The 23,886-nt window shown below is 54.2% G+C and carries 26 protein-coding genes; 10 read left to right on the forward strand and 16 right to left on the reverse strand.

Features of this window, described 5'->3' with window-relative positions; translation table 11 throughout:
• The first annotated feature begins 125 nt into the window (after positions 1-125).
• Positions 126-302: a hypothetical protein gene (locus OCA8868_RS16680; RefSeq protein ID WP_179214844.1), complete on the forward strand. Its 177-nt coding sequence runs from the start codon at positions 126-128 to the stop codon at positions 300-302.
• Positions 303-364: 62 nt separating this feature from the next.
• On the forward strand, positions 365-982 hold the full coding sequence (locus OCA8868_RS11060) for a TetR/AcrR family transcriptional regulator (protein WP_093996619.1): 618 nt from the start codon (positions 365-367) through the stop codon (positions 980-982).
• A gap of 42 nt (positions 983-1,024) precedes the next feature.
• Here the strand turns inward: OCA8868_RS11060 and OCA8868_RS11065 are convergent, their stop codons facing one another.
• Entirely contained in the window at positions 1,025-2,137 is a 1,113-nt protein-coding gene (locus OCA8868_RS11065; protein ID WP_093996620.1) for an S-(hydroxymethyl)glutathione dehydrogenase/class III alcohol dehydrogenase, read from the reverse strand.
• A gap of 99 nt (positions 2,138-2,236) precedes the next feature.
• Between OCA8868_RS11065 and OCA8868_RS11070 the strand changes: the two genes are divergently transcribed.
• Together OCA8868_RS11070 and OCA8868_RS11075 are read left to right on the forward strand one after the other, a co-directional pair.
• Positions 2,237-2,524, forward strand: a complete 288-nt coding sequence (locus tag OCA8868_RS11070; protein ID WP_093996621.1) for an I78 family peptidase inhibitor — start codon at positions 2,237-2,239, stop codon at positions 2,522-2,524.
• Between the two features lie 189 nt (positions 2,525-2,713).
• Positions 2,714-3,049, forward strand: coding sequence for a DUF2794 domain-containing protein (locus tag OCA8868_RS11075; protein WP_093996622.1), 336 nt, complete (start codon positions 2,714-2,716; stop codon positions 3,047-3,049).
• On the opposite strand, the gene OCA8868_RS11080 is transcribed toward OCA8868_RS11075, so the two are convergent.
• The 5 genes from OCA8868_RS11080 to OCA8868_RS11100 all read right to left on the reverse strand — a co-directional run bounded on the left by OCA8868_RS11080 (position 3,046) and on the right by OCA8868_RS11100 (position 8,233).
• Positions 3,046-3,873, reverse strand: coding sequence for a C40 family peptidase (locus OCA8868_RS11080; protein WP_093996623.1), 828 nt, complete (start codon positions 3,871-3,873; stop codon positions 3,046-3,048). The two genes, OCA8868_RS11075 and OCA8868_RS11080, sit on opposite strands and share 4 nt — an antisense overlap.
• Positions 3,870-5,249 (reverse strand): leucyl aminopeptidase family protein, encoded by a 1,380-nt coding sequence (locus tag OCA8868_RS11085; protein WP_093996624.1) that lies wholly within the window; start codon positions 5,247-5,249, stop codon positions 3,870-3,872. The genes OCA8868_RS11080 and OCA8868_RS11085 overlap by 4 nt, the downstream gene beginning before the upstream one ends.
• Positions 5,250-5,336: 87 nt before the next feature.
• Positions 5,337-5,741 carry a hypothetical protein gene (locus tag OCA8868_RS11090; RefSeq protein ID WP_093996625.1) on the reverse strand — a complete coding sequence of 135 codons (405 nt, stop codon included), beginning with the start codon at positions 5,739-5,741 and terminating at the stop codon, positions 5,337-5,339.
• Positions 5,742-5,931: 190 nt separating this feature from the next.
• Positions 5,932-6,954 carry an aspartate-semialdehyde dehydrogenase gene (locus OCA8868_RS11095; RefSeq protein WP_093996626.1) on the reverse strand — a complete coding sequence of 341 codons (1,023 nt, stop codon included), beginning with the start codon at positions 6,952-6,954 and terminating at the stop codon, positions 5,932-5,934.
• 94 nt (positions 6,955-7,048) lie between these two features.
• On the reverse strand, positions 7,049-8,233 hold the full coding sequence (locus OCA8868_RS11100; RefSeq protein WP_093996627.1) for an MFS transporter: 1,185 nt from the start codon (positions 8,231-8,233) through the stop codon (positions 7,049-7,051).
• A gap of 130 nt (positions 8,234-8,363) precedes the next feature.
• Here OCA8868_RS11100 and OCA8868_RS11105 point away from each other — a divergent pair, with 130 nt between their 5' ends.
• Complete coding sequence (locus tag OCA8868_RS11105) at positions 8,364-10,034, forward strand: ABC transporter permease (protein WP_093996628.1); 1,671 nt, start codon at positions 8,364-8,366, stop codon at positions 10,032-10,034.
• Between the two features lie 59 nt (positions 10,035-10,093).
• Here OCA8868_RS11105 and OCA8868_RS11110 read toward each other — a convergent pair whose 3' ends face one another.
• Positions 10,094-11,107, reverse strand: a complete 1,014-nt coding sequence (locus OCA8868_RS11110) for an extracellular solute-binding protein (RefSeq protein ID WP_093996629.1) — start codon at positions 11,105-11,107, stop codon at positions 10,094-10,096.
• 156 nt (positions 11,108-11,263) lie between these two features.
• Between OCA8868_RS11110 and OCA8868_RS11115 the strand changes: the two genes are divergently transcribed.
• A complete protein-coding gene (locus OCA8868_RS11115) occupies positions 11,264-12,487 on the forward strand; it encodes an NAD(P)/FAD-dependent oxidoreductase (RefSeq protein ID WP_093996630.1) in 1,224 nt (407 codons plus the stop codon).
• Here the strand turns inward: OCA8868_RS11115 and OCA8868_RS11120 are convergent.
• From OCA8868_RS11120 to leuC, 7 genes are all read right to left on the reverse strand, one after another.
• Positions 12,480-13,454 (reverse strand): DMT family transporter, encoded by a 975-nt coding sequence (locus OCA8868_RS11120; protein ID WP_093996631.1) that lies wholly within the window; start codon positions 13,452-13,454, stop codon positions 12,480-12,482. The genes OCA8868_RS11115 and OCA8868_RS11120 overlap by 8 nt on opposite strands.
• 109 nt (positions 13,455-13,563) lie before the next feature.
• Positions 13,564-14,667 (reverse strand): 3-isopropylmalate dehydrogenase, encoded by a 1,104-nt coding sequence (gene leuB, locus OCA8868_RS11125; protein ID WP_093996632.1) that lies wholly within the window; start codon positions 14,665-14,667, stop codon positions 13,564-13,566.
• A 145-nt stretch (positions 14,668-14,812) separates the two neighbouring features.
• The gene (locus OCA8868_RS11130; RefSeq protein ID WP_245848191.1) at positions 14,813-15,793 is read right to left on the reverse strand and encodes an endonuclease/exonuclease/phosphatase family protein; all 981 of its coding nucleotides are present in this window, start codon (positions 15,791-15,793) and stop codon (positions 14,813-14,815) included.
• Between the two features lie 116 nt (positions 15,794-15,909).
• Complete coding sequence (locus tag OCA8868_RS11135; RefSeq protein WP_093996794.1) at positions 15,910-16,698, reverse strand: hypothetical protein; 789 nt, start codon at positions 16,696-16,698, stop codon at positions 15,910-15,912.
• Between the two features lie 405 nt (positions 16,699-17,103).
• Positions 17,104-17,709 carry a 3-isopropylmalate dehydratase small subunit gene (gene leuD / locus OCA8868_RS11140; RefSeq protein ID WP_093996633.1) on the reverse strand — a complete coding sequence of 202 codons (606 nt, stop codon included), beginning with the start codon at positions 17,707-17,709 and terminating at the stop codon, positions 17,104-17,106.
• Between the two features lie 155 nt (positions 17,710-17,864).
• Positions 17,865-18,395, reverse strand: coding sequence for a hypothetical protein (locus tag OCA8868_RS11145; protein ID WP_093996634.1), 531 nt, complete (start codon positions 18,393-18,395; stop codon positions 17,865-17,867).
• The gene (leuC, locus tag OCA8868_RS11150; RefSeq protein ID WP_093996635.1) at positions 18,395-19,801 is read right to left on the reverse strand and encodes a 3-isopropylmalate dehydratase large subunit; all 1,407 of its coding nucleotides are present in this window, start codon (positions 19,799-19,801) and stop codon (positions 18,395-18,397) included. Before leuC ends, OCA8868_RS11145 begins: the two co-directional genes overlap by 1 nt.
• Positions 19,802-20,085: 284 nt before the next feature.
• Here leuC and OCA8868_RS11160 point away from each other — a divergent pair, with 284 nt between their 5' ends.
• Positions 20,086-21,522, forward strand: a complete 1,437-nt coding sequence (locus OCA8868_RS11160; protein ID WP_093996636.1) for a mechanosensitive ion channel family protein — start codon at positions 20,086-20,088, stop codon at positions 21,520-21,522.
• Here the strand turns inward: OCA8868_RS11160 and OCA8868_RS11165 are convergent.
• Together OCA8868_RS11165 and OCA8868_RS11170 are read right to left on the reverse strand one after the other, a co-directional pair.
• A complete protein-coding gene (locus OCA8868_RS11165) occupies positions 21,519-21,722 on the reverse strand; it encodes a helix-turn-helix domain-containing protein (RefSeq protein ID WP_442417742.1) in 204 nt (67 codons plus the stop codon). The two genes, OCA8868_RS11160 and OCA8868_RS11165, sit on opposite strands and share 4 nt — an antisense overlap.
• A complete protein-coding gene (locus OCA8868_RS11170; RefSeq protein ID WP_093996638.1) occupies positions 21,719-22,243 on the reverse strand; it encodes a DUF2975 domain-containing protein in 525 nt (174 codons plus the stop codon). Before OCA8868_RS11170 ends, OCA8868_RS11165 begins: the two co-directional genes overlap by 4 nt.
• Before the next feature lie 73 nt (positions 22,244-22,316).
• Here OCA8868_RS11170 and OCA8868_RS11175 point away from each other — a divergent pair, with 73 nt between their 5' ends.
• From OCA8868_RS11175 to rlmH, 3 genes are all read left to right on the forward strand, one after another.
• Positions 22,317-22,880 (forward strand): hypothetical protein, encoded by a 564-nt coding sequence (locus OCA8868_RS11175; protein ID WP_143849617.1) that lies wholly within the window; start codon positions 22,317-22,319, stop codon positions 22,878-22,880.
• A gap of 145 nt (positions 22,881-23,025) precedes the next feature.
• A complete protein-coding gene (gene rsfS / locus OCA8868_RS11180) occupies positions 23,026-23,385 on the forward strand; it encodes a ribosome silencing factor (RefSeq protein ID WP_093996640.1) in 360 nt (119 codons plus the stop codon).
• The gene (rlmH, locus tag OCA8868_RS11185; RefSeq protein ID WP_093996641.1) at positions 23,385-23,855 is read left to right on the forward strand and encodes a 23S rRNA (pseudouridine(1915)-N(3))-methyltransferase RlmH; all 471 of its coding nucleotides are present in this window, start codon (positions 23,385-23,387) and stop codon (positions 23,853-23,855) included. The genes rsfS and rlmH overlap by 1 nt, the downstream gene beginning before the upstream one ends.
• Positions 23,856-23,886: the final 31 nt, after the last annotated feature.

Here is a 23,886-nt window from a genome sequence, read left to right on the forward strand (position 1 = left end):
ATCTAGCGGATTTGGCATGCAACGCAACCCGACAAAGTGAACTGCGTAGTTCATTTTATAGTTGCAAACTAAACGAATCAGTTTAGATATCCGAAAATCAAGTTCACTTATCAAAGGATAGAACCATGAAAAATGTTACCCTCGCCGCTGTCACTTCAGTGTTGCTTGCTTCCTCAGCATCCGCTGGCGGTATTTCATTCTCTCTCCCTAATCTGACTTTCCCTCCGGTCTCCGAACCCGTCGTCACGCAAGATTGCCAGTCATTTGACACCTCGCAGAACGTTTGCATCGATCAGGAGTAAATAGCGCCTCCTTGCCCGTTCTAAACGGTTCAGTTTATAAAACGTCGCAGGGAGAGCATTTCATGACAGACGAGAAACCAGCGGTTAAGCGGGGACGTAAGTTCGACCAAGTGCTGAGCGGTGCGCGTGCAATCTTCATGACCGACGGTTTTGAAGGGGCGAGTGTCGATGACATCGCTAAAGCAGCGAGCGTATCCAAAGCGACGCTTTACAGCTATTTCCCAGACAAACGCCTGTTGTTCATGGAGGTCGCCAAGGCCGAATGCGTCCGCCAAGCGGACTCAGCTATTGAAAACATTGACATGTCCGAACCTGCCGACAGGGTTCTGACGCAAGCAGCATGGCAAATGGTTTGTTTCTTCACGTCCGATTTTGGTCAACGCGTTTTCCGGCTATGCGTCGCAGAGAGTGATCGGTTTCCCGAATTGGGGCGCGAATTCTACCAAAGCGGGCCCGCTCTGGTTCGTGAAAAGCTGGTCAATTTCCTGAAGATTGCGATCTCGCGGAATGAATTAGAAATTGATGATCTGGCACTTGCCGCTGATCAATTCAGCGAATTGTGTAAAGCAGATCTGTTTCCGCGTTTGATGTTCAGCATGGATTCATCTTTTGACGACAGCCAAAAAGAACGGATCGTTGAAGGCGCCGTGAAGACATTCCTTGCACGCTACGCTGTATAAGTTGACGAAGGCCCGATCATTGGCCGGACCTTCACCATTGAATTAATAGACGACAACGCCGCGGATGCTTTCGCCGGAATGCATCAGATCGAAGCCTTTGTTAATGTCATCGAGAGACATGGTATGCGTGATCATCGGGTCGATCTCGATTTTCCCGTCCATGTACCAATCCACGATTTTTGGAACGTCCGTACGCCCTGAAGCCCCGCCAAATGCGGTTCCGCGCCAGCTGCGTCCGGTCACGAGTTGGAACGGACGGGTGGAAATTTCTGCACCAGCCGGAGCGACACCAATGATGATGCTTTCTCCCCATCCTTTGTGCGCTGCTTCCAGTGCTGTCCGCATAACCTGCACATTGCCGGTCGCATCAAACGTGTAATCTGCGCCGCCACCTGTCAGTTCAACCAAATGCGCAACGAGATCACCTTCAACGTTTGACGGATTCACAAAATTTGTCATGCCGAAGTGTTCTGCCATTTCGACTTTGCTGTCATTCAGATCAACACCGACAATCTGGTCAGCCCCAGCAAGGCGCAATCCCTGCACCACGTTCAGACCAATGCCACCAAGACCAAACACAATCGCTGTGCTGCCGATCTCAACCTTGGCAGTGTTGATAACCGCGCCGATGCCAGTTGTGACACCGCACCCGATGTAGCAAATCTTATCAAAAGGTGCGTCCTTGCGGACCTTCGCCAGCGCGATTTCCGGTACAACCGTGTGGTTCGCGAATGTCGAACAGCCCATGTAGTGGTGGATTGGTGTCCCATCGAGCATAGAGAACCGAGTCGACCCATCTGGCAGCAATCCGGCACCTTGGGTGCTGCGAATCTGCTGACACAGGTTCGTTTTTGGGTTCAGACAATATTCGCATTCGCGACATTCAGGCGTGTACAGTGGGATGACGTGATCGCCGACCTCAAGGCTCGTGACCCCTTCGCCGACTTCAATAACCACGCCTGCCCCTTCATGACCGAGAATCGCAGGGAAAATCCCTTCAGGATCGTCGCCCGAGCGGGTGAATTCATCAGTGTGGCAAAGGCCTGTGGCCTTAATTTCAACGAGAACCTCACCAGCACGAGGGCCTTCAAGGTTGACCTCCATCACTTCGAGGGGCTGGCCAGCGGCCAGTGCTACGGCGGCGCGTGTACGCATGTTTCTTCCTCCAATATTTGTGGCCCAAATTGGGGGAAGCCGAGGCACCATGCAATCCCTAGTCTTGCGTTGTGTGCCGTTCGGTTGGATAAATATCCTATGAAAAAGATGTTTGCGATTGCCCCGATTGTGTTTCTTGCCGCTTGTGAAGCGGTTACGCCACCACCTGCGCTTGACCCATTGCCAACGCCAGATCAGGACACGTGTAACGCCAGCACGTACAGTCACCTTCTCGGTCAGGACGCCACAGCATTGGAACGCGTGATGCTTTTGGGCCAAGTCCGTGTCATACGACCGAACCAAGCAGTTACAATGGACTACCGCCCAAATCGCATCAATTTCAACATCGCTGAAGATGAGCGGATCACATCGATTCACTGCTCTTGAGATTACGAAGCCGCTCCGGAAACTCGCACTGGGTGGGGGCTAAAAAACGCGCCTCCGGAGCACTTCGATGGGCAGTATTTGCCACCCGAATGTGGCGTGAGTTAGAACCTGAGGCGGTGTTTTGGCGGCATCGGTACATTTTCTAAAAGCAGGGTTGATTTGCCACAGCGAAATCGCAAGTCTAGTTATATGAATGCACCGACGCCTTTTCCGAACCAACTGCCTACGCAAACTGCATTTCACCGAACCGAATTGAACGCGATTCTTTCTCTCTATGGACGTTTCGTGTCAGCGGGCGAATGGCGTGACTACGGGATTTCCCACTTCAAAGATGTGGCAGTATTTTCAATCTTTCGCCACACCGCTGAACACCCGATGTATAGGATCGAAAAACGCCCCAGTATGCGCCTGAAACAGGGGCAATACGTCGTTCTCGGGATGGAAGGACAGATCCTTAAACGAGGTAACGATCTGCGTCGCGTACTACGGGTGTTAGAGCGAAAGCTGATCCGCGCAGTCGACTAAAGGACGCGCCGCCGCGCCGTAATGTCACCGTCGCCCTGCGCTTTGATGCGCAGCGTTGCCTGCACCAGACCTTCATAAACCACTGCCATATGGTGAGCGTTTGCATGGATCATCGTTTCACCGTCAACCATCATCGCGACGTGGCCCTTCCAGAAAATCAAATCCCCACGCTGCAAAGGATCATCCACACCCAGCGCCCGCCCAAGTCCTTCAGCCTGCATGTCACTGTCGCCAGCGCAGAGATGCCCGCTCGCGTGGTAACTCGCCTGCACTAACCCCGAACAATCTACGCCGCGCGTGGAATTGCCGCCCCAAAGATAGGGCACACCAAAGAACAGCTGTGCGACGGTTGCAGGGTCTGCGAACATCTGATCGACAGGCCGAAGGTGTTTTTTCGGGATGAAACCGTACGGTGTTTCAAAGAACTTATGCAGTTCGCTGATGATGTTGACCTCAGCGCCGAATGGCAACTGAAGCAGGTCGCGCGACTTGAAGCTCTCGGTCTCGTAAGCGTGTGTCGCTGGCGATGAAACGCGATGAGTTGTGATTGTGGGTGTGGTTAGCGCTGCTTCAGGAATGTACCCAACATATCCGTCGCGTTTGGATTGCACGAAGGCCCAGCCATCCAGTCGTTCATAAACGGTAACTGCCGCCCCAAGAAGCAGCTGCCGGTCGCGTTTGCCTGCGGGGCTGGCACAAAGGTCAACAACCACTTCGCCAATGCTGGCGGCGGCGCCATCGACAAAGCGATCCGCCTGCACTTGCCCGCGAAGGTGGCTTGCAGCGACGCGCCCGTTTGCGGGAGTTAAGCGACGATCACTCACAGGCCTAGAACCTCAGGCAGGGCTGCCAAAATCGCCCGTGCGCCCATGCCAGCGCCCCCCTTGGGCCGTGCCGGTGCGGCGACAGGGTTCCAGCCGTAGATGTCAAAATGGGTATAGGGTGTGTCTGTCACAAATCGGCGCAAGAATAGTGCGGCCGTTATCGACCCCGCAAACCCACCAGACGGGGCATTGTCGAGGTCCGCGATTTGCGGCTCAATCATGCTTTCGTATGGGTCGTGAAATGGCATCTGCCAAACTGGGTCAGCCGTTTCTTCCGCGGCCTGCGCAAGCACACGCGCCATGGCATCATCCGTTGTGTAAAACGGCGCTAGGTCTGGTCCAACAGCAACTCGCGCGGCGCCTGTAAGCGTAGCCATCGAAATGATGTGATCTGGTTTGCCTTCATCCGCCAACGCCAACGCATCCGCCAAAACAAGGCGGCCTTCGGCATCGGTGTTGTTGATTTCAACAGTCAGTCCCTTGCGGCTGGTCAGCACATCACCGGGGCGAAATGCGGATCCATCAACCGAGTTTTCAACAGCGGGAATAAGAATGCGAAGTTGTAGCGGCGTTTTCAACGCCATAATCATATGCGCAAGACCCAGCACAGTTGCGGCTCCGCCCATGTCTTTCTTCATCAAACCCATCGACGCGCCCGGTTTCAGGTTCAACCCGCCAGTATCAAAACAAACCCCCTTCCCGACAAGCGTGAGTTTTGGGCCAGTCGTACCCCATGACAAATCGATCAAACGCGACGTGCGTGGGGACGCGCGGCCTACGGTGTGGATCAACGGGTGGTTTTGTTTCAGTAGATCATCGCCCTTGATGACCGTGCAGTTTGCGCCATGTTGTTTGGCTAAGGCGACTGCTGCTTCTTCCAGCTCGGCTGGCCCCATGTCAGACGCCGGAGTGTTAATCAAATCGCGGGTCAGGCACTCCCCCGCGGCGAGAGCTTCGATGCGCTCAGCGTCCACTCCTGCAGGCAAAACAAATACGATATCTTTGGCCGCACCTGATTTGTACCGGTCAAACTTGTAGGTAGTTAGCAGCAAACCAAGCGCCGCTTCATCAAGCGCTGGTCCCGTTAGCATCGTATCGAGGGTGTAGGTTCCCGCAGGGAGTTTCGCAGCCGCCGCAGCGAGAGCAAAACGAACACGTGACTGCCCTTTTGCACCGATACCAGCGTAAACCGCCTTTATCGTCCCGTCCGCATTGGGAAGCGCTTCGATCGCGCCAATGGATGCGTTGAAACCTTTGTTACGCAGCCAGCTTGCAGCGGCGTTTGGAAGGTTCGCGAGCGTTACATCCAAGTCATCAGACTTAACTGTGATCAACGGAATTGCGGTAGCGGAAGGGGCGGCAAATTTAGGAGACATATGACCTCTGATCTGGCTATTAGGTCAGCCTAGACCAAGCCGTTGGCGAGGGCCACAGGCCCTGATCGAAACCCCTACTTACCAACTTCAAAAAGCCGATATCGGCGGTCCGGCCGCATGATCCAGCGCTTGCGTTATCAACCTCATTAGGCGTGACAATGTTGCGGCCAAGGCGACCTCATTGGGATCATCAATACAGTAAACGACATCTGCCGCGACCTGACCAACCCGTCGAAGTCCAAGCTGATCGGCGAGCATGACAATGCTACGTGCCCGCGTTTCAAGGCGGGATAGTTTCCCAGACCGGTAATCATCATCTAACCACTTTAAATGGCGAGATAGCTCTTCTAGGCTGGCGTATACAAACTCGCTCTGGCCAAGGTCATCTTCGGTTAAACCAGTTGGCGACAACACACGAACGTCATGTCCTGAGGTTTCTCTTGGTATTAGGCGTGCGATCGCACGCGTGCTTCTGCTGTGTTCTTGATTCATCGTGGTCCCACTCTTTCATCACCCGAACGCAGAAATAGGGTTTCAAGGTTTCCAAGTGGTTTCTTCGATGTAGGTAAGTCGCTCGAATTTCTCTCAAATTCCAACGGGTCCTGAGGCGGCATCGAAGGGTCACAAATAAAAAAGGCCCCACCAAACAATTGGTAGGGCCTTCCAATAGCTTCTGGCGAGCCTAGCCCTTTTTCAGAACGCGGTTGCCAAGTGTCTCAGCGATCTGCACTGCATTCAGCGCAGCACCTTTACGCAGGTTGTCAGAAACGACCCACATGTTCAGACCATTGTCGATCGTGCTGTCCTGACGGATACGGCTGATGAACGTGGCAAAATCGCCGACGCATTCAATAGGTGTGACGTAACCACCGTCTTCACGCTTATCGATGACCATACAACCCGGTGCTTCGCGCAGGATATCGCGGGCTTCATCTTCGTCGAGGAAGTCTTCAAACTCGATGTTGATCGATTCAGAGTGGCCAACGAATACAGGCACACGAACACAAGTCGCCGTAACTTTGATGCTTGGGTCGACGATCTTTTTCGTCTCTGCAACCATCTTCCATTCTTCTTTGGTATCACCGCTGTCCATGAACACATCGATGTGCGGGATAACGTTGAACGCGATCTGCTTTGGATAGACCTTTGGTGCGACTTCTTGACCAGGAACGTAAACGCCCTTGGTCTGGTTCCACAGTTCGTCGATCGCCGCCGTGCCGCTGCCAGATACAGACTGGTATGTAGACACTACAACGCGCTTGATCTTCGCGCGGTCATGCAAAGGCTTCAGGGCAACAACCATCTGCGCGGTCGAGCAGTTCGGGTTCGCGATGATGTTCTTCTTCGCGTATCCGTCAACAGCCTCAGGGTTCACTTCTGGCACAACCAGCGGAACGTCAGGATCATAACGATAAAGCGAAGAGTTATCGATCACGATGCAACCTGCTTTAGCAGCTATCGGCGCGTACTTCTTCGTGGCGTCAGAACCCACCGCAAAGAACGCAATGTCGTAGCCCGCGAAGTCAAAGGTATCCAAGTCTTGGGTTTTCAACGTCGTGTCACCAAAGCTCACTTCCGTGCCCAGCGATTTACGGGATGCCAGTGCGACAACCTCATCCGCTGGAAACTGGCGCTCGTCCAGAATGTTGAGCATTTCGCGGCCCACGTTACCTGTGGCACCCGCAACGACGATTCTATAACCCATGTGCTTGGTTCCTTTGTAAATGCACGCCCCCGCCCAATCGTTTGGTGGGGACCACGCGCCTCATAGACGCAATGTGCCTTAAACAAAAGGGGCGTCAGTCGGTGCGATCCGTGCTGAAGGCGTAGATGGCAAGGCCGCAACAGATCAGTATGCCGTAGAACCAAAAGAGCATCGGATAGGTGCCACCTTCAAACTTGGCGACCGAGTCCCAATGATCGACCATTCTGCCAGTAACGATCTGCATGACGCCTACCCCTCCGATGCCAAAGAGGTTCAGCAATGTTACACCCCGTCCGGTCAGGTGTTCAGGAAAGAACGGGCGTGCATGCGCGATTAACAACGGGAAAGATGCACCCGTCATTCCAACCAACGCTAAAAGCGCGGTTGCGGTCCAAACTGACGCGCCGGGAGAAAGTGCAGAAAGAGCAAAACACCCGATTGCGCCCAGCGCATTCCCTAAGAACACCACCCATTTTCGGGTGCCGAAGACACGATCCATTGGTCCATAGGCGAAATTACCTGCAACCATCGCAAGGCCCATTACCAGCGTCATTGTTCCAATCAACGCGGTATCCGCGCCAAATACGTCCGACCCATACGGCCCGACCCAAAGCCCACGCAGCCCAGCCGCTGGCGCGTAGTTCACGAACATCAACGGGAAAATGAACCAAAGTGCCTTGATCTTTAGAAGGTCCAAAACAGATCCGCGCGGCCCCGTCGAAGCTGTTTTTGGCGGGTCTTTCATGAATACCCCAAGTGCGATGGAAATCAGCAACGTTGCTACCGCGACTGCAACCATCGTTTCACGCCACCCGAAGGCATCGACAGCCCATGCCATCGGTGCCGAACTCGCTAGATTGCCGAGGGATCCGAAGCCAATCATCGCGCCAGCCAGCGTCGAAAATACCACTGGCGGGTACATTTTGGCGAAAATGTAATAGGAGGCCATCAAGACAGGCGAGCAACCAATTCCAATCAGAACCATCGCGTAAGAGATATGTGCTGGGGTTTGCGCCAGCGCGAACACCAACGCGCCGCCTGCGCCGCCCAAACCGAACAAAACAACTGTAGTTAGTCGCGGGCCGACACGATCCAGTGCTTCGCCTACGGGGATTTGCATGACCGCAAAAACGATAAACCAAAGACCCGACGCATAGGACAGATCGGCAGACGTGGTCCCTAGATCTGCTTCCAACGCAGGTGTCAAAACAGCTAAAAATGCGCGATAGAACTGGCTAAATACATAACCGAATACCAAGAATATCAAACCCATGCGCATTGCAGGCTCCCCCTACCGCCAGACGTCGCACAGCGCCCAATGCGGCGCAAGCCCGTGTTCACCGATCAAACCCGACTAAAACAATTGGTCATAGATGGACGAGACCCAGTAGATAGGGTAGCAAACGGCCATGTCAGACAGCACCCAACACCACGCGCACACACGCAAACCTTCTTGGTTCATTGCGGACAAGGCCATTGCCGCATTGGCGCTCGTGATCGCAGCCTTCTGTCTTTTGCCACACCTGTCTGTTCTTGTAGCAGCCCTGATTGGGGATACCGAGACACTCCGCCATCTCGCGGGTTCGGTGTTGGGAGACTACATGCGCAATACGGCAGCACTCGTCGTACTCGTCGGTATTGGGACTTTCATGATTGGGACTGGTGCGGCGTGGCTCGTTACGATGTGCGACTTCCCAGGAAGGCGTTGGCTGGAAATTGCGTTGGTAATTCCGCTCGCCTTTCCCGCCTACGTCCTTGCCTATGCCTATACGCATGTCTTGGACCATCCTGGCATTGTGCAATCGGTATTGCGTGACCTTACCGGTTGGGGTCCGCGCGACTATTGGTTCCCGGAAATTCGTAGCTTGGGCGGCGCTGCAATCATGCTTGTCCTCGTCCTCTATCCCTACGTCTACCTCCTCGCACGCGCTGCGTTCATTGGGCAGAGCGCGACAACCTTTCTAGCCGCCCGTTCGCTGGGAAAGTCACCCGTTCAGGCATTCTTGTCTGTGTCACTTCCGTTGGCCCGGCCAGCCATCGCCGCAGGGGTGCTTTTGACGATGATGGAAACCATTGCAGATTTTGGAACTGTCTCTCATTTCGGTGTTCAGACCTTCGCGACAGGTATCTACAACTCATGGTTCGGAATGGTGGACCGAGGGGCAGCGGCTCAACTTTCGCTTGGTCTTCTGGCCTTCGCACTCCTTCTCGCGATGCTTGAACGCTCAAATCGAGGTCGTGCGCGATTTAGCAATGGCAAACGTCAGGATGTGATCGCCCGCGTTCCACTCACCGGTGGTGCAAAATGGGGCGCTATGGTTTTGTGTGGCCTGCCCGTAATGTTGGGCTTGGTTATCCCCGTCATCGCCCTGTCCGTGATGGCCACAAGTTCAGAGCAAAACTTATTTAGCCCACGCTACGCGCGCTTTATCACAAATTCTCTAACGCTCGCCGCAATCGCGGCAATTGTCACTGTCAGCGCGGCCATTCTTCTTGGAAGCTTCAGCCGCCTTCGAGAGACTCGGATTGCCAGTGCAGCGCTGTATGTCGCGCGGATAGGTTACGCCGTTCCGGGCGGCGTTATTGCAGTTGGTTTAATCGTTCCGTTTGCTGCTTTTGATAATTCTCTAGATGCATGGATGCGCGCGAATTTCGATATTTCAACTGGCTTGCTGTTCACTGGGTCTATCTGGCTGTTGATCGGCGCGTATTTGATCCGGTTCCTTGCTGCCGCGCTCGGCGCGTATGAGGGTGGTATCGCCGCGGTAAGCCGGAATATCGACGCCGCGAGCCGCGTGCTCGGCGAAAATGTGATCGGCACCGTGCGGCGTGTTCACGTCCCCCTCCTCACGCCGAGCTTATTGACCGCTGCGTTGATTGTCTTTGTTGACGTGATGAAAGAACTGCCTGCGACGCTTATTATGCGACCGTTCAATTATGACACATTGGCGGTACAGGCGTTTCGGCTGGCGTCTGATGAGCGATTGAATGGGGCGGCGGTACCAAGCCTTTTGATCGGTGCAATCGGGTTGTTACCTGTCATTTTGCTGTGTCGCAGGGTTGCGATCCACAAGGCCTAACCAAAAAATAGGGGCGCAGCTATCGCTACGCCCCTTCCTGCTCGAATTTTGGTTGACGCTTATTCCCAACCAACATCGTTGAAGATTGTCAGTGCCAATGGCAGCTGCTTTGCAACCGCGCTAAGGCTCACGTCGTCTGCGTTGAATTCGCCAAGGGACGCAACAGCTTCGCTAAGTTCAACACCTTCTACAGTTGGGTACTCGTCGTTACCGTTTGAGAAGTACTGTTGCGCTTGGTCAGACGCGAGGTACTCAAGGAAAAGAATAGCGTTTTCGCGGTTCGGGGAATTCGCGACGACACCAGCACCGGAGAGGTTCATGTGCGCACCTTCAGCGTCTTGGGACGGCCACTGCAGGCCAATCATGTCGATGCTGTCGGAAAGACCATCGACGTCTTTGCGAATGGCACGTGCGAAGTAGTAGGTGTTTGAAACAGAGATTTCGCATTCACCGGAAACGATACCGCGCAACTGATCCGTGTCACCACCTTGTGGGGAGCGGGCCATGTTGTTGACAACGCCTTGTGCCCATTCACGCGCAACCTCTTCGCCGTGGTTCTCGATGATAGAAGCCAAAAGCGTCTGGTTGTATGTGTTTGTGGAAGACCGGATGCAAACGAGGCCAGCGTAAGCCGGGTCTGCGAGGTCGAGGTACGTTTGAGGTGGATTAGCTACATCGGCCTTATCGTAGAAGATTACGCGTGAACGCTGCGAAAAGCCGAACCACTGGTTGTCGGTGTCTTGCAAGTTCGCTGGAATCGCGGCTTCAAGGACATCGCTTTCGATAGCCTGCAAAAGGCCTGCATCTTTAGCGCGTTCCAGACGGGATGTATCAACAGTGATGAAAACATCCGCAGGAGAGTTAACGCCTTCCGCTTCGATTCGCGCAGCGAGCTCGTCCGCCTTGCCTTCGATCCGGTTGATTGTGACACCCGTTGCTTCTTCGAAGTCGGAATAAAGACGTTCGTCCGTATCATAGTGACGTGAAGAATAAAGGTTCAGTTCACCTTCAGCGAAGGCAGGCGCGGCGCTGCTCAAAAGAAGCGCTGCAAGTGTCATGGTTTTCATCGTCATTGGTTCATCCTTATATCTGACTTTTTCACTCAACTATCGCCAGCAACACATCGCGTCAACCATTCCTGACAAAAATAATAAACTAATCTCTGAGCGCACAAAGCTTGACCGATCAACGCTTTTCGTTCCCATTGGCAATAAGGAGGCTCGAAAACTATGGCAGCAGCGAATTTCAACGCGACCCCGAGTAAATCTAGCTATGATGTCGTCATCATCGGCGGGGCTATGTATGGCTCGTCTGTTGCTTGGTTTCTAACCGACAACCCCGACTTTGACGGGTCGATTCTCGTGATCGAACGCGATCCAAGCTATGAGAAAAGTGCGACCGCACATACGAATTCTTGCATCCGCCAGCAGTTCAGCAACCCACTGAACGTTAAAATTTCTCAGTTCGGTGCCAAGTTTATAGACAATTTAAAGGAATTCATGGGGAACGATTCGCGTGTTCCGGATCTGTCGATTCAAAGCTACGGATATATGTATCTGGCTGACAACACGGCGTTCGCCGACCAGCTTCGTTCGGCGCAACAAGTTCAGCTGGCCGCTGGTGCCGCGACACAGTTGATGACCCCAGAAGAAATCAGCGCCGCCTACCCTTTCTATTATGTCGACGACATTGAGCTTGGCAGCATCAACCTTGTCGACGAAGGATACTGGGACGGAGGCACAGTGTTTGATTGGTGGCGCAGGTCCGCGCGTGAACGTGGTGTCGAATATGTTGCGGGCGAAGTCGTTTCGATGAGCAAGAGCGCGAATGGTACCCGTGTTGAAACCGTCACCCTCGCGAATGGCGCCGTTATCGCATGCGGAAAAGTTGTGAACGCGACTGGACCGCGCGGCGCAATGACAGCAAAGATGGCTGGCATCGGCATCCCGATTGAGCCGCGCAAGCGTTTCACATGGATTTTCTCGGCCGAACAGCCCCTTGATCGCGACCTGCCACTAACAATTGATCCAAGCGGCGTGCATTTCCGCCAAGACGGGCCGAAGACCTATTTGGCGGGTGGGCACGCAGACCACGACCCAGCCGTGGATTTCGACGACTTCACGATGGATCACAGCCTTTGGCAGGACAAGATTTGGCCAACCATCGCGACACGAATTCCGCAGTTTGAAGCGATCAAAGTCGTCACCGAATGGGCGGGGCACTACGACTATAACACGCTAGACCAAAACGCGATTTTGGGGCCGCATTCTGAAGTTGAGAACTTCTTCTTCGTGAACGGTTTCTCAGGCCACGGCTTGCAACAATCCCCTGCGATGGGGCGCGGCACCGCCGAGATGCTAACCTACGGTGAATACCGGACGCTTGATCTTTCCCCCTTCGGATATGACCGGATCGCAAAGAATACGCCGTTCTCCGAGACCGCGATTATTTAGGTGCGGTTTTGCCTTCAGGGTGTCGCCCCATAAGCCGCAGAAGCGGCCCAGCGCGTAAGTATGTCCCCGTTTCGTGGCGCGAACGCGTGCGCAACACAGGCGTTGTTGCCGAAGCACCGGAGTTGCTTTCACGCAGTACGATATAAAGGCCAGATGCGATGATGATACTCGCACCAATGATCGTTGCCGTGTCGATAACTTCGTCAAAGAGCCACGCGCCAAATATCGTCGCCCAGATAATCTGGCTGTATTGCATAGGCGCGATGATTGCAGCCTCACCAGCCTGATACGCAGCGATAATAAGGCGGCCTGCAGTCCAGGCAAACGCGGCCAACAATGCGACCAGGCCGAGGTGCTCAATCGGCATCGGCTTGTACACAAACGCAAGCGCGGCACCCATCAAAACGAAGTTGGCCACCATCGGATACAGCAGCATTACAATCGGACGTTCTTCCGATCCGATCCTGCGCACAACTATAGACGCCAACGAACTGCCAATCGCGGCCGTCATCGCTGCTGCGTGACCCAAAGTCAGATCTGTCGCCCCCGGGCGCAGAACCACGATCACTCCAGATAGCCCCACGATAACCGCGAGCCAACGACGCAGGCGCACCTGCTCCCCCAAAACAGGGATGGCAAGGATGGTGATCAAAAGTGGCGAGGCGAACAGGATCGCGTAGGTTTGGGCCAATGGCAAAACGGTGAACGCATAAAATGCAGAAACCGCTGTTGCGACGGAAGCCACCGTTCGCAGGGCCATCCACCATGGATGACGCGGTAGTAAATTTCCCGGCTTGGAATCCCGCATGAGGAAAACTGTTGCCAACGGAAAGCTAAAAAGGACCGAGAAGAAAACGATCTGGATTGGTGAATAGGTCTCACCCAGCACCTTGATGAAGACATCATGTGTGGCGAAAACCGCGAAAGCGATCAGACCAAGAATCGCACCTTTTGCATTTGAAGACATACAGCACCCATTTTCAGATACGGAACTGTTAGCACTAACATCCAATGCAAAAAAGCGGCGATTGTACATCGCCGCTTTCTAAACTGTTACAGACTTGAGTTGTGAGTGATTAGAGGCTCTCGTCGAGGGCCGCCAGAATAGCATCGGTCATACCTGACGTGCTGACCGCTGTGCTGTTCGCGTCGCTCAGCAAATCGCCGGTGCGAACGCCATCAGCGAGTACCTTTTCGATCGCTGCCTCAAGGCGTGTCGCTTCAGCACCCTCATCAATAGAATAACGCAGCGCCATAGCGAAGCTCAGGATACAGGCAATCGGGTTCGCCTTACCTTGGCCCGTGATGTCAGGCGCAGAGCCGTGCACCGGTTCGTACATCGCCTTCGGGCGGCCATTTTCCATTGGCGCACCAAGAGACGCCGACGGCAACATGCCGAGGGAACCTGTGAGCATCGCGGCACAGTCAGACAGGATGTCACCAAACAAGTTATCTGTGTAGATCACATCGAACTGCTTCGGCGCGCGCACCAACTGCATCGCGCCGTTGTCGGCATACATGTGGGACAGTTCTACCTCTGGGTAGTCTGCGTGGACTTCGGTCACGACGTCACGCCACAGAATACCGGATTCCATAACGTTGGCTTTTTCCATGGAACACAGTTTCTTGTTGCGCTTCATCGCCATCTCAAATGCAGCACGTGCGCCGCGCTCAATCTCGGCTTCGGTATAGCGCTGTGTGTTCACACCAACGCGCATGTTGTCTTCCATGTGGATGCCGCGTGGCTCACCGAAGTACACGCCAGACGTCAATTCGCGTACGATCATGATATCGAGGCCAGCAACGAGTTCTTTCTTCAGGCTCGAAAAATCAGCCAATGCGTCAAAACACTGCGCTGGGCGCAAGTTCGCGAAAAGGTCCATTTCCTTGCGCAGGCGAAGAAGGCCACGCTCAGGCTTTAGGCTGAAGTCCAGATCGTCGTATGCAGGGCCACCAACGGCGCCAAGAAGAACCGCGTCGACCTCTTGTGCTTTGGCCATCGTGTCGTCGTGCAGCGGAACGCCGTGTTTGTCGTATGCGGCACCGCCGACCAAATCTTCGAATACATCGAACTGCAGGTCACGCTTTGCGCCGAACCACTCAATAACGCGGCGTACTTCCGCCATGACTTCTTGGCCAATTCCATCGCCTGGCAGGATCAAAAGGGAAGGGTTCGACATGTGAGAATTCCTAAGCTGATATAAGTTGGCTAGCGCCTAGCCCGTCAGGCGTTCTGGGTCAAGAAACCCACGAATTAACATCTCTCATCTCTCCATGTGCTAGCCGTTCCCAAACACACAAAAATCGAGGAATGAGGTGCGGGTTTTAGGGCGAAGATTGCAGGCGAACGTCCACCCAAACAAGGTGATGTGGCCCAGCGGCCAGACCATCGCTGCCGAGAAGCCCAGCCGCAAGATCATCTGGCGCGGGCCAAAAAACGCCAGCGTCGATGACCTCCATTTCGCGTGAAGGCAGAACATAAGACACACGTAGATTGCCCGGACCATCCTCGGGCCAGTCCGCCGTGTCAAATGCTGGATCACCGACATGATCCCTATCCGCCGAAATTACTGCCCCGACACTTCTTTGCATTGGGTCTTGGAGGTTTGGGTGCGTAAGCACCCTCCCAATTCCGCCCCTGATCCCTTCCCCGTCAAACGGGTCCGCGTTGACGTTGCCGATTACGACCGGTGAAGTAAAATCAGCCTGCAGACTTCCATCTAACACGGCCTCCCAAACACGAAGCTCATCTCGGTTGCGCAACCCATTGAAATCCTCCGGCCCATCAAAAACCGGTGCCGTTGCCGAGTACGCGAAGAGTGATATCACCGCGCCATCAACGTCGATCGGCACGATCCAATGACCGGTCGACGACACAGGCAGGACATCCAAGACTTTTTCAGAAGGGAACGCCGCTCCATTCAATGTGGGCAGTTCTCGCCCCGGAACATCGCGCCAAAATAGGTCAGTTAAGTCAGTGATACTCTCGGTCAGGATTGGGTAGCGGGAAAACAGCGCCATGCCGCCATCCCCAAAGAAACGCCCATATCCCAATGCATCCCGTGCATCGCCGGTATAACCGTTACCATCAACATCCAAGCCCGTCTGCACCCCTGCATTTGGCTGCGCAGAATACTGAAATTCATATGGCCTGTGCAAACCTTCAGAGAACGTCGCCATTCCGACGCCACCAGCATCGTAATCGAAGTCAGTGAGCAAAAGAATGTCAGGGTTTACGCGGTTCACGACTGCAAGAATTGCGGCAATCTGCGGGTCTTCGTGTGCGAGTAGGTCGCGCAGCAGCAACCCTGGTCCGTCGCGACTTAGGGGTGCTGCAAACGTAGCGATTCGAACGGTTTCTGAAGTCTGGGCAATGGCTGCAGTTACGCTAATTGCAACTGCCGCAAGTGCAGCGCCTAAACCTACGCTGGAAGCCCACCTTCGTCTTGCGCGCGAAGGTAAGCATTTTCGCGTTGAACGGCGATCATCTGTGCCACGCGGAGCATGGCGATACCGCGCATGATCATGCTGGCAGGAATAAAGGCCCATGCAGTCATCGTCCAAATTAATGTGTGTGAATCCTGCAGTTGGATCGGGTTAAACATATCTGATGCGAGCTTCACGAGTGCTGGTATTAAGAATGGGAGCAAGAACCCTAAGATAAGGTTAAGCTGGCCGTCCCGTTCAAGACGTTCAACAACGTCTCCACCTGCAGTCGGGTCAAACGTCGGAAGGTTGATCCAGACATTGAAGCCACCGCGTTTGTTTGGCCAATTCTTAACCCGCAGCACAAGAACGAAGAAAGCCAGTGAAAGTAAGGACACAAGATAGCTAAGGCCCGCCGCTGTGCGAACATTTTCAATCAGGTTTGTACTCGCTTCAGCAGGCAACATAAGCACAACGAGGCGCACTGGGGAATATGGGAAATCCATTGCCTCTGCGAGGGAGCCCCCGACCATTTCGAACAAGACTGTCAGAGTCGTAGGTTCGGTTGCACCTTTTGCGATAACTGTGAGCGCAAGGATCGTGGAAGCGAGGCCAAAGAAGCGCACGCGGTTAAACGGCGGGGCGTCGCGAAATTCCATTAAGCTTGGTGAGCTTGAGTTGTATTCGACAAAAACAAAGACGCCGGCAACAATTGAAACAAGCGCTACGATTTGCACGGTATCTGCCGCCGTGCTCGCAAGCATCAACGATGGAGTGGCGATCATAAAAATCACCAAGACTGCCCGTAGGACAGCACCTGTCAGCCGTGAAATCACTGCGCCTTTACCCTCATTTCGGTCGGTCGCGATACGATGCCGCGGCCTTGTCCCGTTTTGATCCTGCTCATTTACGGCAGGTTGCCTCATCTTCGCCATAATGTTGCCCACATTCAGATTCCGGTTCAAGTCACTGTTCTGTTTTGCAAAAAATTCGGGGCCGAATTGCGGCAACACTGGTGCGAGATTGCAACCATTTCATTGGATTAGAATGTTGCTGTCTAAATGTAGGGGGGAATGCCTGACCCAAGCACAAGTGACGTTTACGTCTACTTAGGACCTGCGCCAAAAAGAAGGAGGCGCCCGCTTGGACGCCCCCTTGTGTTAGAAATGCCTTATTTCGTCGTTTTGGGATTAGACCCAAGGACGATCGGCGGAAGCTTGCGCTTCGAATGTGTCGATTGCAGCGGCCTTTTCCATCGTCAAACCGATGTCATCCAAGCCGTTCATGAGGCAGTGCTTTTTGAAACTATCGACTTCAAAGGAGAAGACTTCGCCATCAGAAGAGGTGACGGTCTGCGCTTCGAGGTCGACTTCAATGCGTGCGTTGGCACCCTTCTCGGCGTCCTTCATCAGGGCGTCGCGCTGATCTTCTGGCAAGACGACCGGCAGAATGCCGTTCTTGAAGCAGTTATTGTAGAAGATGTCAGCGAAGCTGGTTGAGATCACGCAGCGGATGCCAAAATCAGCAATCGCCCAAGGCGCGTGCTCACGCGAGGAACCACAACCGAAGTTGTCGCCAGCTACAAGAATCGATGCCTCACGGTAGGCCGGTTTGTTCAGGACGAAATCAGCGATCTCGTTCCCTTCGCGGTCAAACCGCATTTCATCAAACAGGTTCACGCCGAGGCCGGAACGTTTGATCGTTTTCAAAAACACCTTCGGGATAATCATATCCGTGTCGATGTTTACCAACGGCATTGGCGCCGCGATACCAGAGAGTTTGTCGAACTTTTCCATCGTCTTTTCCTTTTCTGGCGTTAACTAAATTCGTCTTCGAAGTTAACGAAAGTAAACGCCTGAGTAAGACCCAGAAACCGTATGGAAAGCATATGGGAACCGTATGGGTCCGGTATGGGTCTTTTCAGTGGTCTGAGTCATGAGGTTATTGATTTCTATTCCTGATCAGCCGATTGGGGCTGGTCGTGATGTGGATGTGCCGAGAATTCGGAACAGCATGCGTTGTCGATATTTGACAGTTCGGTGCGCAAGTCCGGTGGCGTAAGGTCGGCGGTGTCGATGTGTTTGACCACATCGCGAACCGCCGGCTTTGAAACCGTTTCAGCCGAAGTTGCTGTGCGGGCCGCAGCAGCCGTGCGGGTTGCCACAACGGATTTGGCCGGACGAATCCAAACCTTGCTGCGGGCCCAGCGCCCTGCCTGTGTGCGACCCTGAAGCGGACCAAGGATGCCCCGCTTGGACATATCCATCATCAGCTGTTCAGCTTGGCCCAGTTGCAAACCCAATTGCTTGGCCAGTGTGAACACCGAAAAGCTAACACGCGATTGCGAGTGATAGATTGCAGCATGAAGAGCGGACGCCGGATACGCGGCCTTAGTTGCAGCACCGATCGACGCGGACGGCACCAAGGGGGCGGCGAAAGCGCCCCCAAGCATTTGCAGAAATCCGCGCCGTTTGATCGACATTACATCAGCTCCCGAACGTCAGTCAGGTGGCCCGTGACTGCAGCAGCCGCCGCCATACCCGGAGACACGAGGTGAGTGCGGCCTTTGTAGCCCTGACGACCTTCAAAGTTCCGGTTGGACGTGGATGCGCAGCGTTCGCCTTCGGCCAGTTGATCGGGGTTCATCGCTAGGCACATAGAGCACCCCGCCATGCGCCATTCGAAACCGGCGTCCTTGAAGATATCGGCAAGGCCTTCTTCTTCGGCTTGGGCGCGGACAAGGCCAGAACCCGGAACGACCATCGCCCGCATTCCGTCTTTGACCTTTTTGCCTTTCAGGATTTCAGCAGCGGCACGCAGGTCTTCGATACGACCATTGGTGCAGGACCCGATAAAGACCGTGTCGATTTCGATGTCTGTCAGCTTTTGACCAGCGGTCAGGCCCATGTATTCGATGGAACGTGCAGCCGCGTCGACTTTGCCGCCCTTAAAGGATGCTGGGTCAGGCACGGTCGCGGTGATCGGTAGAACGTCCTCTGGGGATGTGCCCCATGTGACGGACGGCGCGATGTCTTCGCCTTTGATCGTAAGCTCAAGGTCCCAATGCGCGCCTTCATCGGAATAGAGCGTTTCCCACCATGCCTGCGCTTCGCCCCATTCAGCACCCGTTGGCGCATTTGGGCGGCCTTTGCAGTAGGCATAGGTTTTTTCGTCTGGCGCGATAAGGCCCGCACGTGCGCCGCCTTCGATCGCCATGTTGCAGACGGTCATGCGGCCTTCCATGGACAGATCGCGGATCGCTTCGCCACAATATTCGATGACGTAGCCAGTACCGCCAGCGGTGCCTGTTTCGCCGATGATGTGCATCGTGATGTCTTTGGCGGTGACGCCCGGATTCAGCTTGCCTGTGATCTCGACTTTGAAGTTCTTGGACTTCTTCTGGATCAGGGTTTGCGTGGCCAGAACGTGTTCAACTTCGGATGTGCCGATACCGTGGGCAAGTGCGCCGAATGCGCCGTGAGTTGCTGTGTGGCTGTCACCACAAACGACGGTCATACCCGGCAATGTCCAGCCCTGCTCGGGGCCAACGATGTGCACGATACCTTGGCGCACGTCGGACACCGGATAGTAGTGGATGCCGAATTCCTTGGCGTTCGTGTCGAGTGCTTCGACCTGAATGCGGGAATCCTCGGTCATGGTTTCGGCGTTCGCACGGTCCAGCGTTGTTGGAACGTTGTGGTCTGGTACGGCGATTGTCTTATCAGGCGCACGCACGGTACGGCCAGCCATACGCAGGCCTTCGAAGGCCTGCGGCGAAGTCACTTCGTGGACGAGGTGACGGTCAATATAAAGCAGGCAGGTGCCATCAGCGGATTCATCCGCTACGTGAGCATCCCAGATTTTATCATAAAGCGTTTTGGGGGACATGTGTCCTCTCCCGTTCTGTTTGTTGTGAGGAATGGTTCAGGCACGCCAACTTTCTATACCGCACCTTCGGTACGAGGCATGCGAATGATCATAGGTGAGCGAGTATAGTGCGTGTGGCACCATAAAAGCGCCAAGGCAGGCGCGCGCGGTCATCCATGTCAAAAACTTGGGTCATGGGGGTCAGATATACAGGCATAGTGTTTCTATCAAGGGTCATCCGCATCTGAACACCTTGTGAATGTCACCGCTTGAAGGTTCATAACACACCGTGGCACAGTCTCTATATGGCAGGACATGATACAGAAATACTCGACGACGCCGCTGAAAGCCCGAGCACCCAAGTTCCCGACGGAACGCTTGAACCTGCAACGGACCCTTCTGCTGCGCTGACTGAGATTAGCGAAGTCGGCCAGTCCTTGTTTTTACAGGCAGAAACCTTTGTTTCGTCACTATTTCGCACGTGGAACCTTTATCAAGTTCTGATCGCGCTTTGCTTATTGGTGCTGTCGCTTGTCCTTCGAAGGGTTTTGGCACCGCGCCTGCGTGAATGGATGCGTACGCGCGAAGGTTGGCCGAAGTGGCGGCTGCGCTGGCTACTTGTTATTCATAAACGGCTCGGCGGGATTATCTTCGTGGTGTTGATGTGGACTGTGGTCTTCCTGATGCGCGAATTTACTTGGTCCACGCCATATAGCTTTCATTGGCCATCACGATCTTATCTTTTGGGAATCATTGCGACGCTTGCGACCGCATGGCTTGTCGTGACCCTCGCAACGCGCCTGATCCATAACCCGTTAATGCGGCAAGTCGTGCGCTACGGGGCGTGGATATGGGTAACGATATCTATTCTTGGAATCACGGACGAAATCGAACGGTTGTTTGATTCAATGGCTGTTGAGCTGGGTGAAACGCGGCTGTCGGTTTGGCTGGTTCTACAGGCCGTATTCATTCTCGGGCTCTTTTTCTTCGTCGCGCGTTTCTTGTCACGGACGGCCTCTGCGCAAATTCGCAGGAATGATGACATTAGCCCGTCGATGCAGGTTCTTATGGTCAAGTTCCTGCAAGTCGTGCTGTTTGGTGCGGCGTTCTTTATGGGGCTTCGATCTGTCGGGTTTGACCTTACGGGTTTGGCGGTTCTGTCTGGTGCGATTGGTCTGGGCCTTGGTTTTGGTTTGCAAAAAGTCGTGTCCAACCTTGTGTCGGGCATTATCATTCTACTCGATAAGTCGATCAAACCGGGTGACGTTATTACCGTGGGTGAAACGTTCGGTTGGATCAACTCGCTGGGTGCGCGATACGTATCCATCACTACGCGCGATGGGCGTGAATACCTGATCCCGAACGAAGATTTGATCACGACCCAAGTGGTCAACTGGTCCCATTCAAACGATTTCGTGCGCTTGGACATCTATTTTGGTACCGCTTACGGTGACAACCCGCGTGAGGTGCGCAAGCTGGCGATTGAAGCGGCTGCAAGTGTGGACCGCGTGTTGGAATTCCGCCCCCCTGTTTGTCACATCGTGGGGTTTGGTGATTCATCGGTGGATTATATTCTGCGGTTCTGGATCAAAGACCCGACCGGCGGGCTGACCAACATCCGTGGCAACGTTTACTTGGCGTTGTGGGATGCATTTGCCGACAATGGCATCAGCATTCCGTTCCCGCAGCGCGAAGTGAAGATGATCGAAGGATCCGAGATCGCGCACAAGGCACTGGATTAAACTGCTTCGAGAATGTCAGCGGGCTGGCATTCAAGAACAGCGCAAAGCTTTGCCAGGGTTTCAAACCTGATTCCCTTCACCTTGCCCGACTTCAAAAGGCTAAGGTTTTGTTCGGTAATTCCAATTTTGGCCGCCAGATCGCGACCTTTTATCTTTCGCATGGCCATCATCACGTCGAGGCGCACAACTATTTCCATCATACGAACTCCCGATTTTCAGCTGCGATCTTTGAGGCCTCGTTCATGGACCAGCCGATCAGCATCATCAGCCCTGCAACCAAGATGAACCCTATATCACTCGATGAAATTTCCGCTGAAATCGATCGTTCCCCTGCTGGGTTCGACATCGACATCAGGCCCGTCTGGATCGGCGTTAGGACAACCCCGAGAACCGCTGCGACCAACAGGTTAAACCCAATCGCCTTGATTAAAGGCGCGGCCTTTGGGTCTAGTGGATCGCCTGAACGATAAAGCCCGAAGAGGCGCCTCATGGCGTTCAGCGCGAACATCGAAAAAACGAACGGAATGAGGCCGACAAAGAGCCCCAACCAAACGCTTACCGGCCACGCACCGTCTGAAAGGTCAGCATAACCGTTCACATTCACAGGCAGCGCAGTATTGGACCCTATACCGACAATTAGGAGGAGCGGGAGCATCACCAAAGACGCAACAGTTACACTGTGAAATATCCGCGCGATGCGAGGGAGACGTGTTTCCAACATTTCAAGATCCTTCTTGCTGTTTTGTATTTTTTATTGTTTTACATTGAATAATATATGTCAATGGAGAATCATCGTGCTTAACCCTTCTCGAACCGTCGCTCTGCTTTTTAGTGCCACAGCCGCTCTCGCACTTTCAGCCTGCTCCAACCTTGTCCCCTCCACATTGGCGCGGTTGAGCGTCCTCGACCCCCTTACGGCCGACCCTGCCGGTTTTGCGATCGGTGTTGAAACCACGCAAGGCGTCGACCTGAGAGAGAACACTGTGTTGCTTGTATTTACAGCGACCAAAGGCTCTAGCGGGCAGATACGGCGTGAGGCCTTTACACTTGCCGAAAATCGAACCGACAACATGCGAACCGTTTACACCATTTCGCCGGAGGGTGTGATCGAAATGCGCGCTTTGCAACGCGAGCTTTCAACATGGGACGATGGATCAGATGTCAGTAATTCGCTGGCCTTAGAGGTAACTGCAGACGGATGCCGCGTGGAAAGCACCACTCCACCGGACGACCCACGGGTGTCGATTTTCATGCAGCTCGCCGCGGATTCACCGATGCTACCATTATTGCGCAACGCCCCACTTAGCGAGATGTTCGATGTAAAGGATCTGGCAGAATTGCCGCAATGCAGCGGGTAACCTTTCTGCGCGTTGAAAAGCGGCTTGGTGGTTGTTACGTTGAGGTATGCCCCTGCGGGGTATTGACTGTGCACCCATTGACGGGCACTGCGCAGTTTCACACTTCCTAGGTAGGATCACCTGCCGCCGACGAGTTCAAAAAAGAATGACCATGCAAACGCCTACTTCAGACAGCACCTTGGCAGCAGTCCTGAAATCACTTGATGAAGATAAAGCCGAAGACGTGGTTCAGATTGATCTGCGCGGCAAGTCTGAGATGGGCGACCATATGGTCATCGCTTCGGGTCGCTCCTCGCGTCAGGTTGCATCAATTGCCGAAAAGCTGACCGAACGTTTGAAACAGAGCTTCGGCATCTTGTCCAAGGTCGAAGGCCGTGCCGCAGGCGATTGGGTTCTGATCGATACGGGTGATGTGATCGTTCATGTTTTCCGCCCTGAAGTGCGCGAGTTCTACCAGCTTGAAAAGATGTGGCAGACCCCCGGCGAGACCGTCGAGGCGCAATAATGCGTGTCACGATGTGCGTTGTTGGCCGTCTACGGGCTGGACCAGAACGCACATTGATTGACGACTACCTTCAAAGATTCGACCGAACTGGGCGTTCACTTGGCCTTGGGCCGATTGATGTGCGCGAGGTCGAGGACCGCAAGGGCGGTGGCATGACTGCGGAAGCTGTGTTGCTTGAAAAGGCGTTGCCTGCTGGCGCAGCTATTATAGCGCTAGATGAGCGCGGGAAGGTTAAGTCCTCGCCCGAATTCGCAAATGATCTGGCGCGGTTTCGCGACGATGGGCGAAGTGATCTCGCGTTCATCATTGGTGGTGCTGACGGGATCGACCCTAGCCTGCGTGCGAAATGCGATGCCTCGCTGAGCTTTGGAAAAATGGTTTGGCCGCATATGTTGGTGCGTGTGATGCTGGCCGAACAGCTCTATCGTGCTGCGTCAATTCTTGCTGGCGCACCGTATCATCGCGTTTAGGCGGTTTGCCCTGCCGCGCAGGTTCGCTAGA

Origin of the sequence: Octadecabacter ascidiaceicola (assembly GCF_900185015.1) — a bacterium.
In the GTDB taxonomy this organism is placed as follows: domain Bacteria; phylum Pseudomonadota; class Alphaproteobacteria; order Rhodobacterales; family Rhodobacteraceae; genus Octadecabacter; species Octadecabacter ascidiaceicola.

Excerpts from the sequence above, each read along its gene's own strand:
- OCA8868_RS16680 (WP_179214844.1), top strand. The coding sequence starts at position 126 with ATGAAAAATGTTACCCTCGCCGCTGTCACTTCAGTGTTGCTTGCTTCC.
- OCA8868_RS11060 (WP_093996619.1), top strand. The coding sequence starts at position 365 with ATGACAGACGAGAAACCAGCGGTTAAGCGGGGACGTAAGTTCGACCAA.
- OCA8868_RS11065 (WP_093996620.1), bottom strand. The coding sequence starts at position 2,137 with ATGCGTACACGCGCCGCCGTAGCACTGGCCGCTGGCCAGCCCCTCGAA.
- OCA8868_RS11070 (WP_093996621.1), top strand. The coding sequence starts at position 2,237 with ATGAAAAAGATGTTTGCGATTGCCCCGATTGTGTTTCTTGCCGCTTGT.
- OCA8868_RS11075 (WP_093996622.1), top strand. The coding sequence starts at position 2,714 with ATGAATGCACCGACGCCTTTTCCGAACCAACTGCCTACGCAAACTGCA.
- OCA8868_RS11085 (WP_093996624.1), bottom strand. The coding sequence starts at position 5,249 with ATGTCTCCTAAATTTGCCGCCCCTTCCGCTACCGCAATTCCGTTGATC.
- OCA8868_RS11090 (WP_093996625.1), bottom strand. The coding sequence starts at position 5,741 with ATGAATCAAGAACACAGCAGAAGCACGCGTGCGATCGCACGCCTAATA.
- OCA8868_RS11095 (WP_093996626.1), bottom strand. The coding sequence starts at position 6,954 with ATGGGTTATAGAATCGTCGTTGCGGGTGCCACAGGTAACGTGGGCCGC.
- OCA8868_RS11100 (WP_093996627.1), bottom strand. The coding sequence starts at position 8,233 with ATGCGCATGGGTTTGATATTCTTGGTATTCGGTTATGTATTTAGCCAG.
- OCA8868_RS11105 (WP_093996628.1), top strand. The coding sequence starts at position 8,364 with ATGTCAGACAGCACCCAACACCACGCGCACACACGCAAACCTTCTTGG.
- OCA8868_RS11110 (WP_093996629.1), bottom strand. The coding sequence starts at position 11,107 with ATGACGATGAAAACCATGACACTTGCAGCGCTTCTTTTGAGCAGCGCC.
- OCA8868_RS11115 (WP_093996630.1), top strand. The coding sequence starts at position 11,264 with ATGGCAGCAGCGAATTTCAACGCGACCCCGAGTAAATCTAGCTATGAT.
- OCA8868_RS11120 (WP_093996631.1), bottom strand. The coding sequence starts at position 13,454 with ATGTCTTCAAATGCAAAAGGTGCGATTCTTGGTCTGATCGCTTTCGCG.
- leuB (WP_093996632.1), bottom strand. The coding sequence starts at position 14,667 with ATGTCGAACCCTTCCCTTTTGATCCTGCCAGGCGATGGAATTGGCCAA.
- OCA8868_RS11135 (WP_093996794.1), bottom strand. The coding sequence starts at position 16,698 with ATGATCGCCACTCCATCGTTGATGCTTGCGAGCACGGCGGCAGATACC.
- leuD (WP_093996633.1), bottom strand. The coding sequence starts at position 17,709 with ATGGAAAAGTTCGACAAACTCTCTGGTATCGCGGCGCCAATGCCGTTG.
- OCA8868_RS11145 (WP_093996634.1), bottom strand. The coding sequence starts at position 18,395 with ATGTCGATCAAACGGCGCGGATTTCTGCAAATGCTTGGGGGCGCTTTC.
- leuC (WP_093996635.1), bottom strand. The coding sequence starts at position 19,801 with ATGTCCCCCAAAACGCTTTATGATAAAATCTGGGATGCTCACGTAGCG.
- OCA8868_RS11160 (WP_093996636.1), top strand. The coding sequence starts at position 20,086 with ATGGCAGGACATGATACAGAAATACTCGACGACGCCGCTGAAAGCCCG.
- OCA8868_RS11165 (WP_442417742.1), bottom strand. The coding sequence starts at position 21,722 with ATGATGGAAATAGTTGTGCGCCTCGACGTGATGATGGCCATGCGAAAG.
- OCA8868_RS11170 (WP_093996638.1), bottom strand. The coding sequence starts at position 22,243 with ATGTTGGAAACACGTCTCCCTCGCATCGCGCGGATATTTCACAGTGTA.
- rsfS (WP_093996640.1), top strand. The coding sequence starts at position 23,026 with ATGACCATGCAAACGCCTACTTCAGACAGCACCTTGGCAGCAGTCCTG.
- rlmH (WP_093996641.1), top strand. The coding sequence starts at position 23,385 with ATGCGTGTCACGATGTGCGTTGTTGGCCGTCTACGGGCTGGACCAGAA.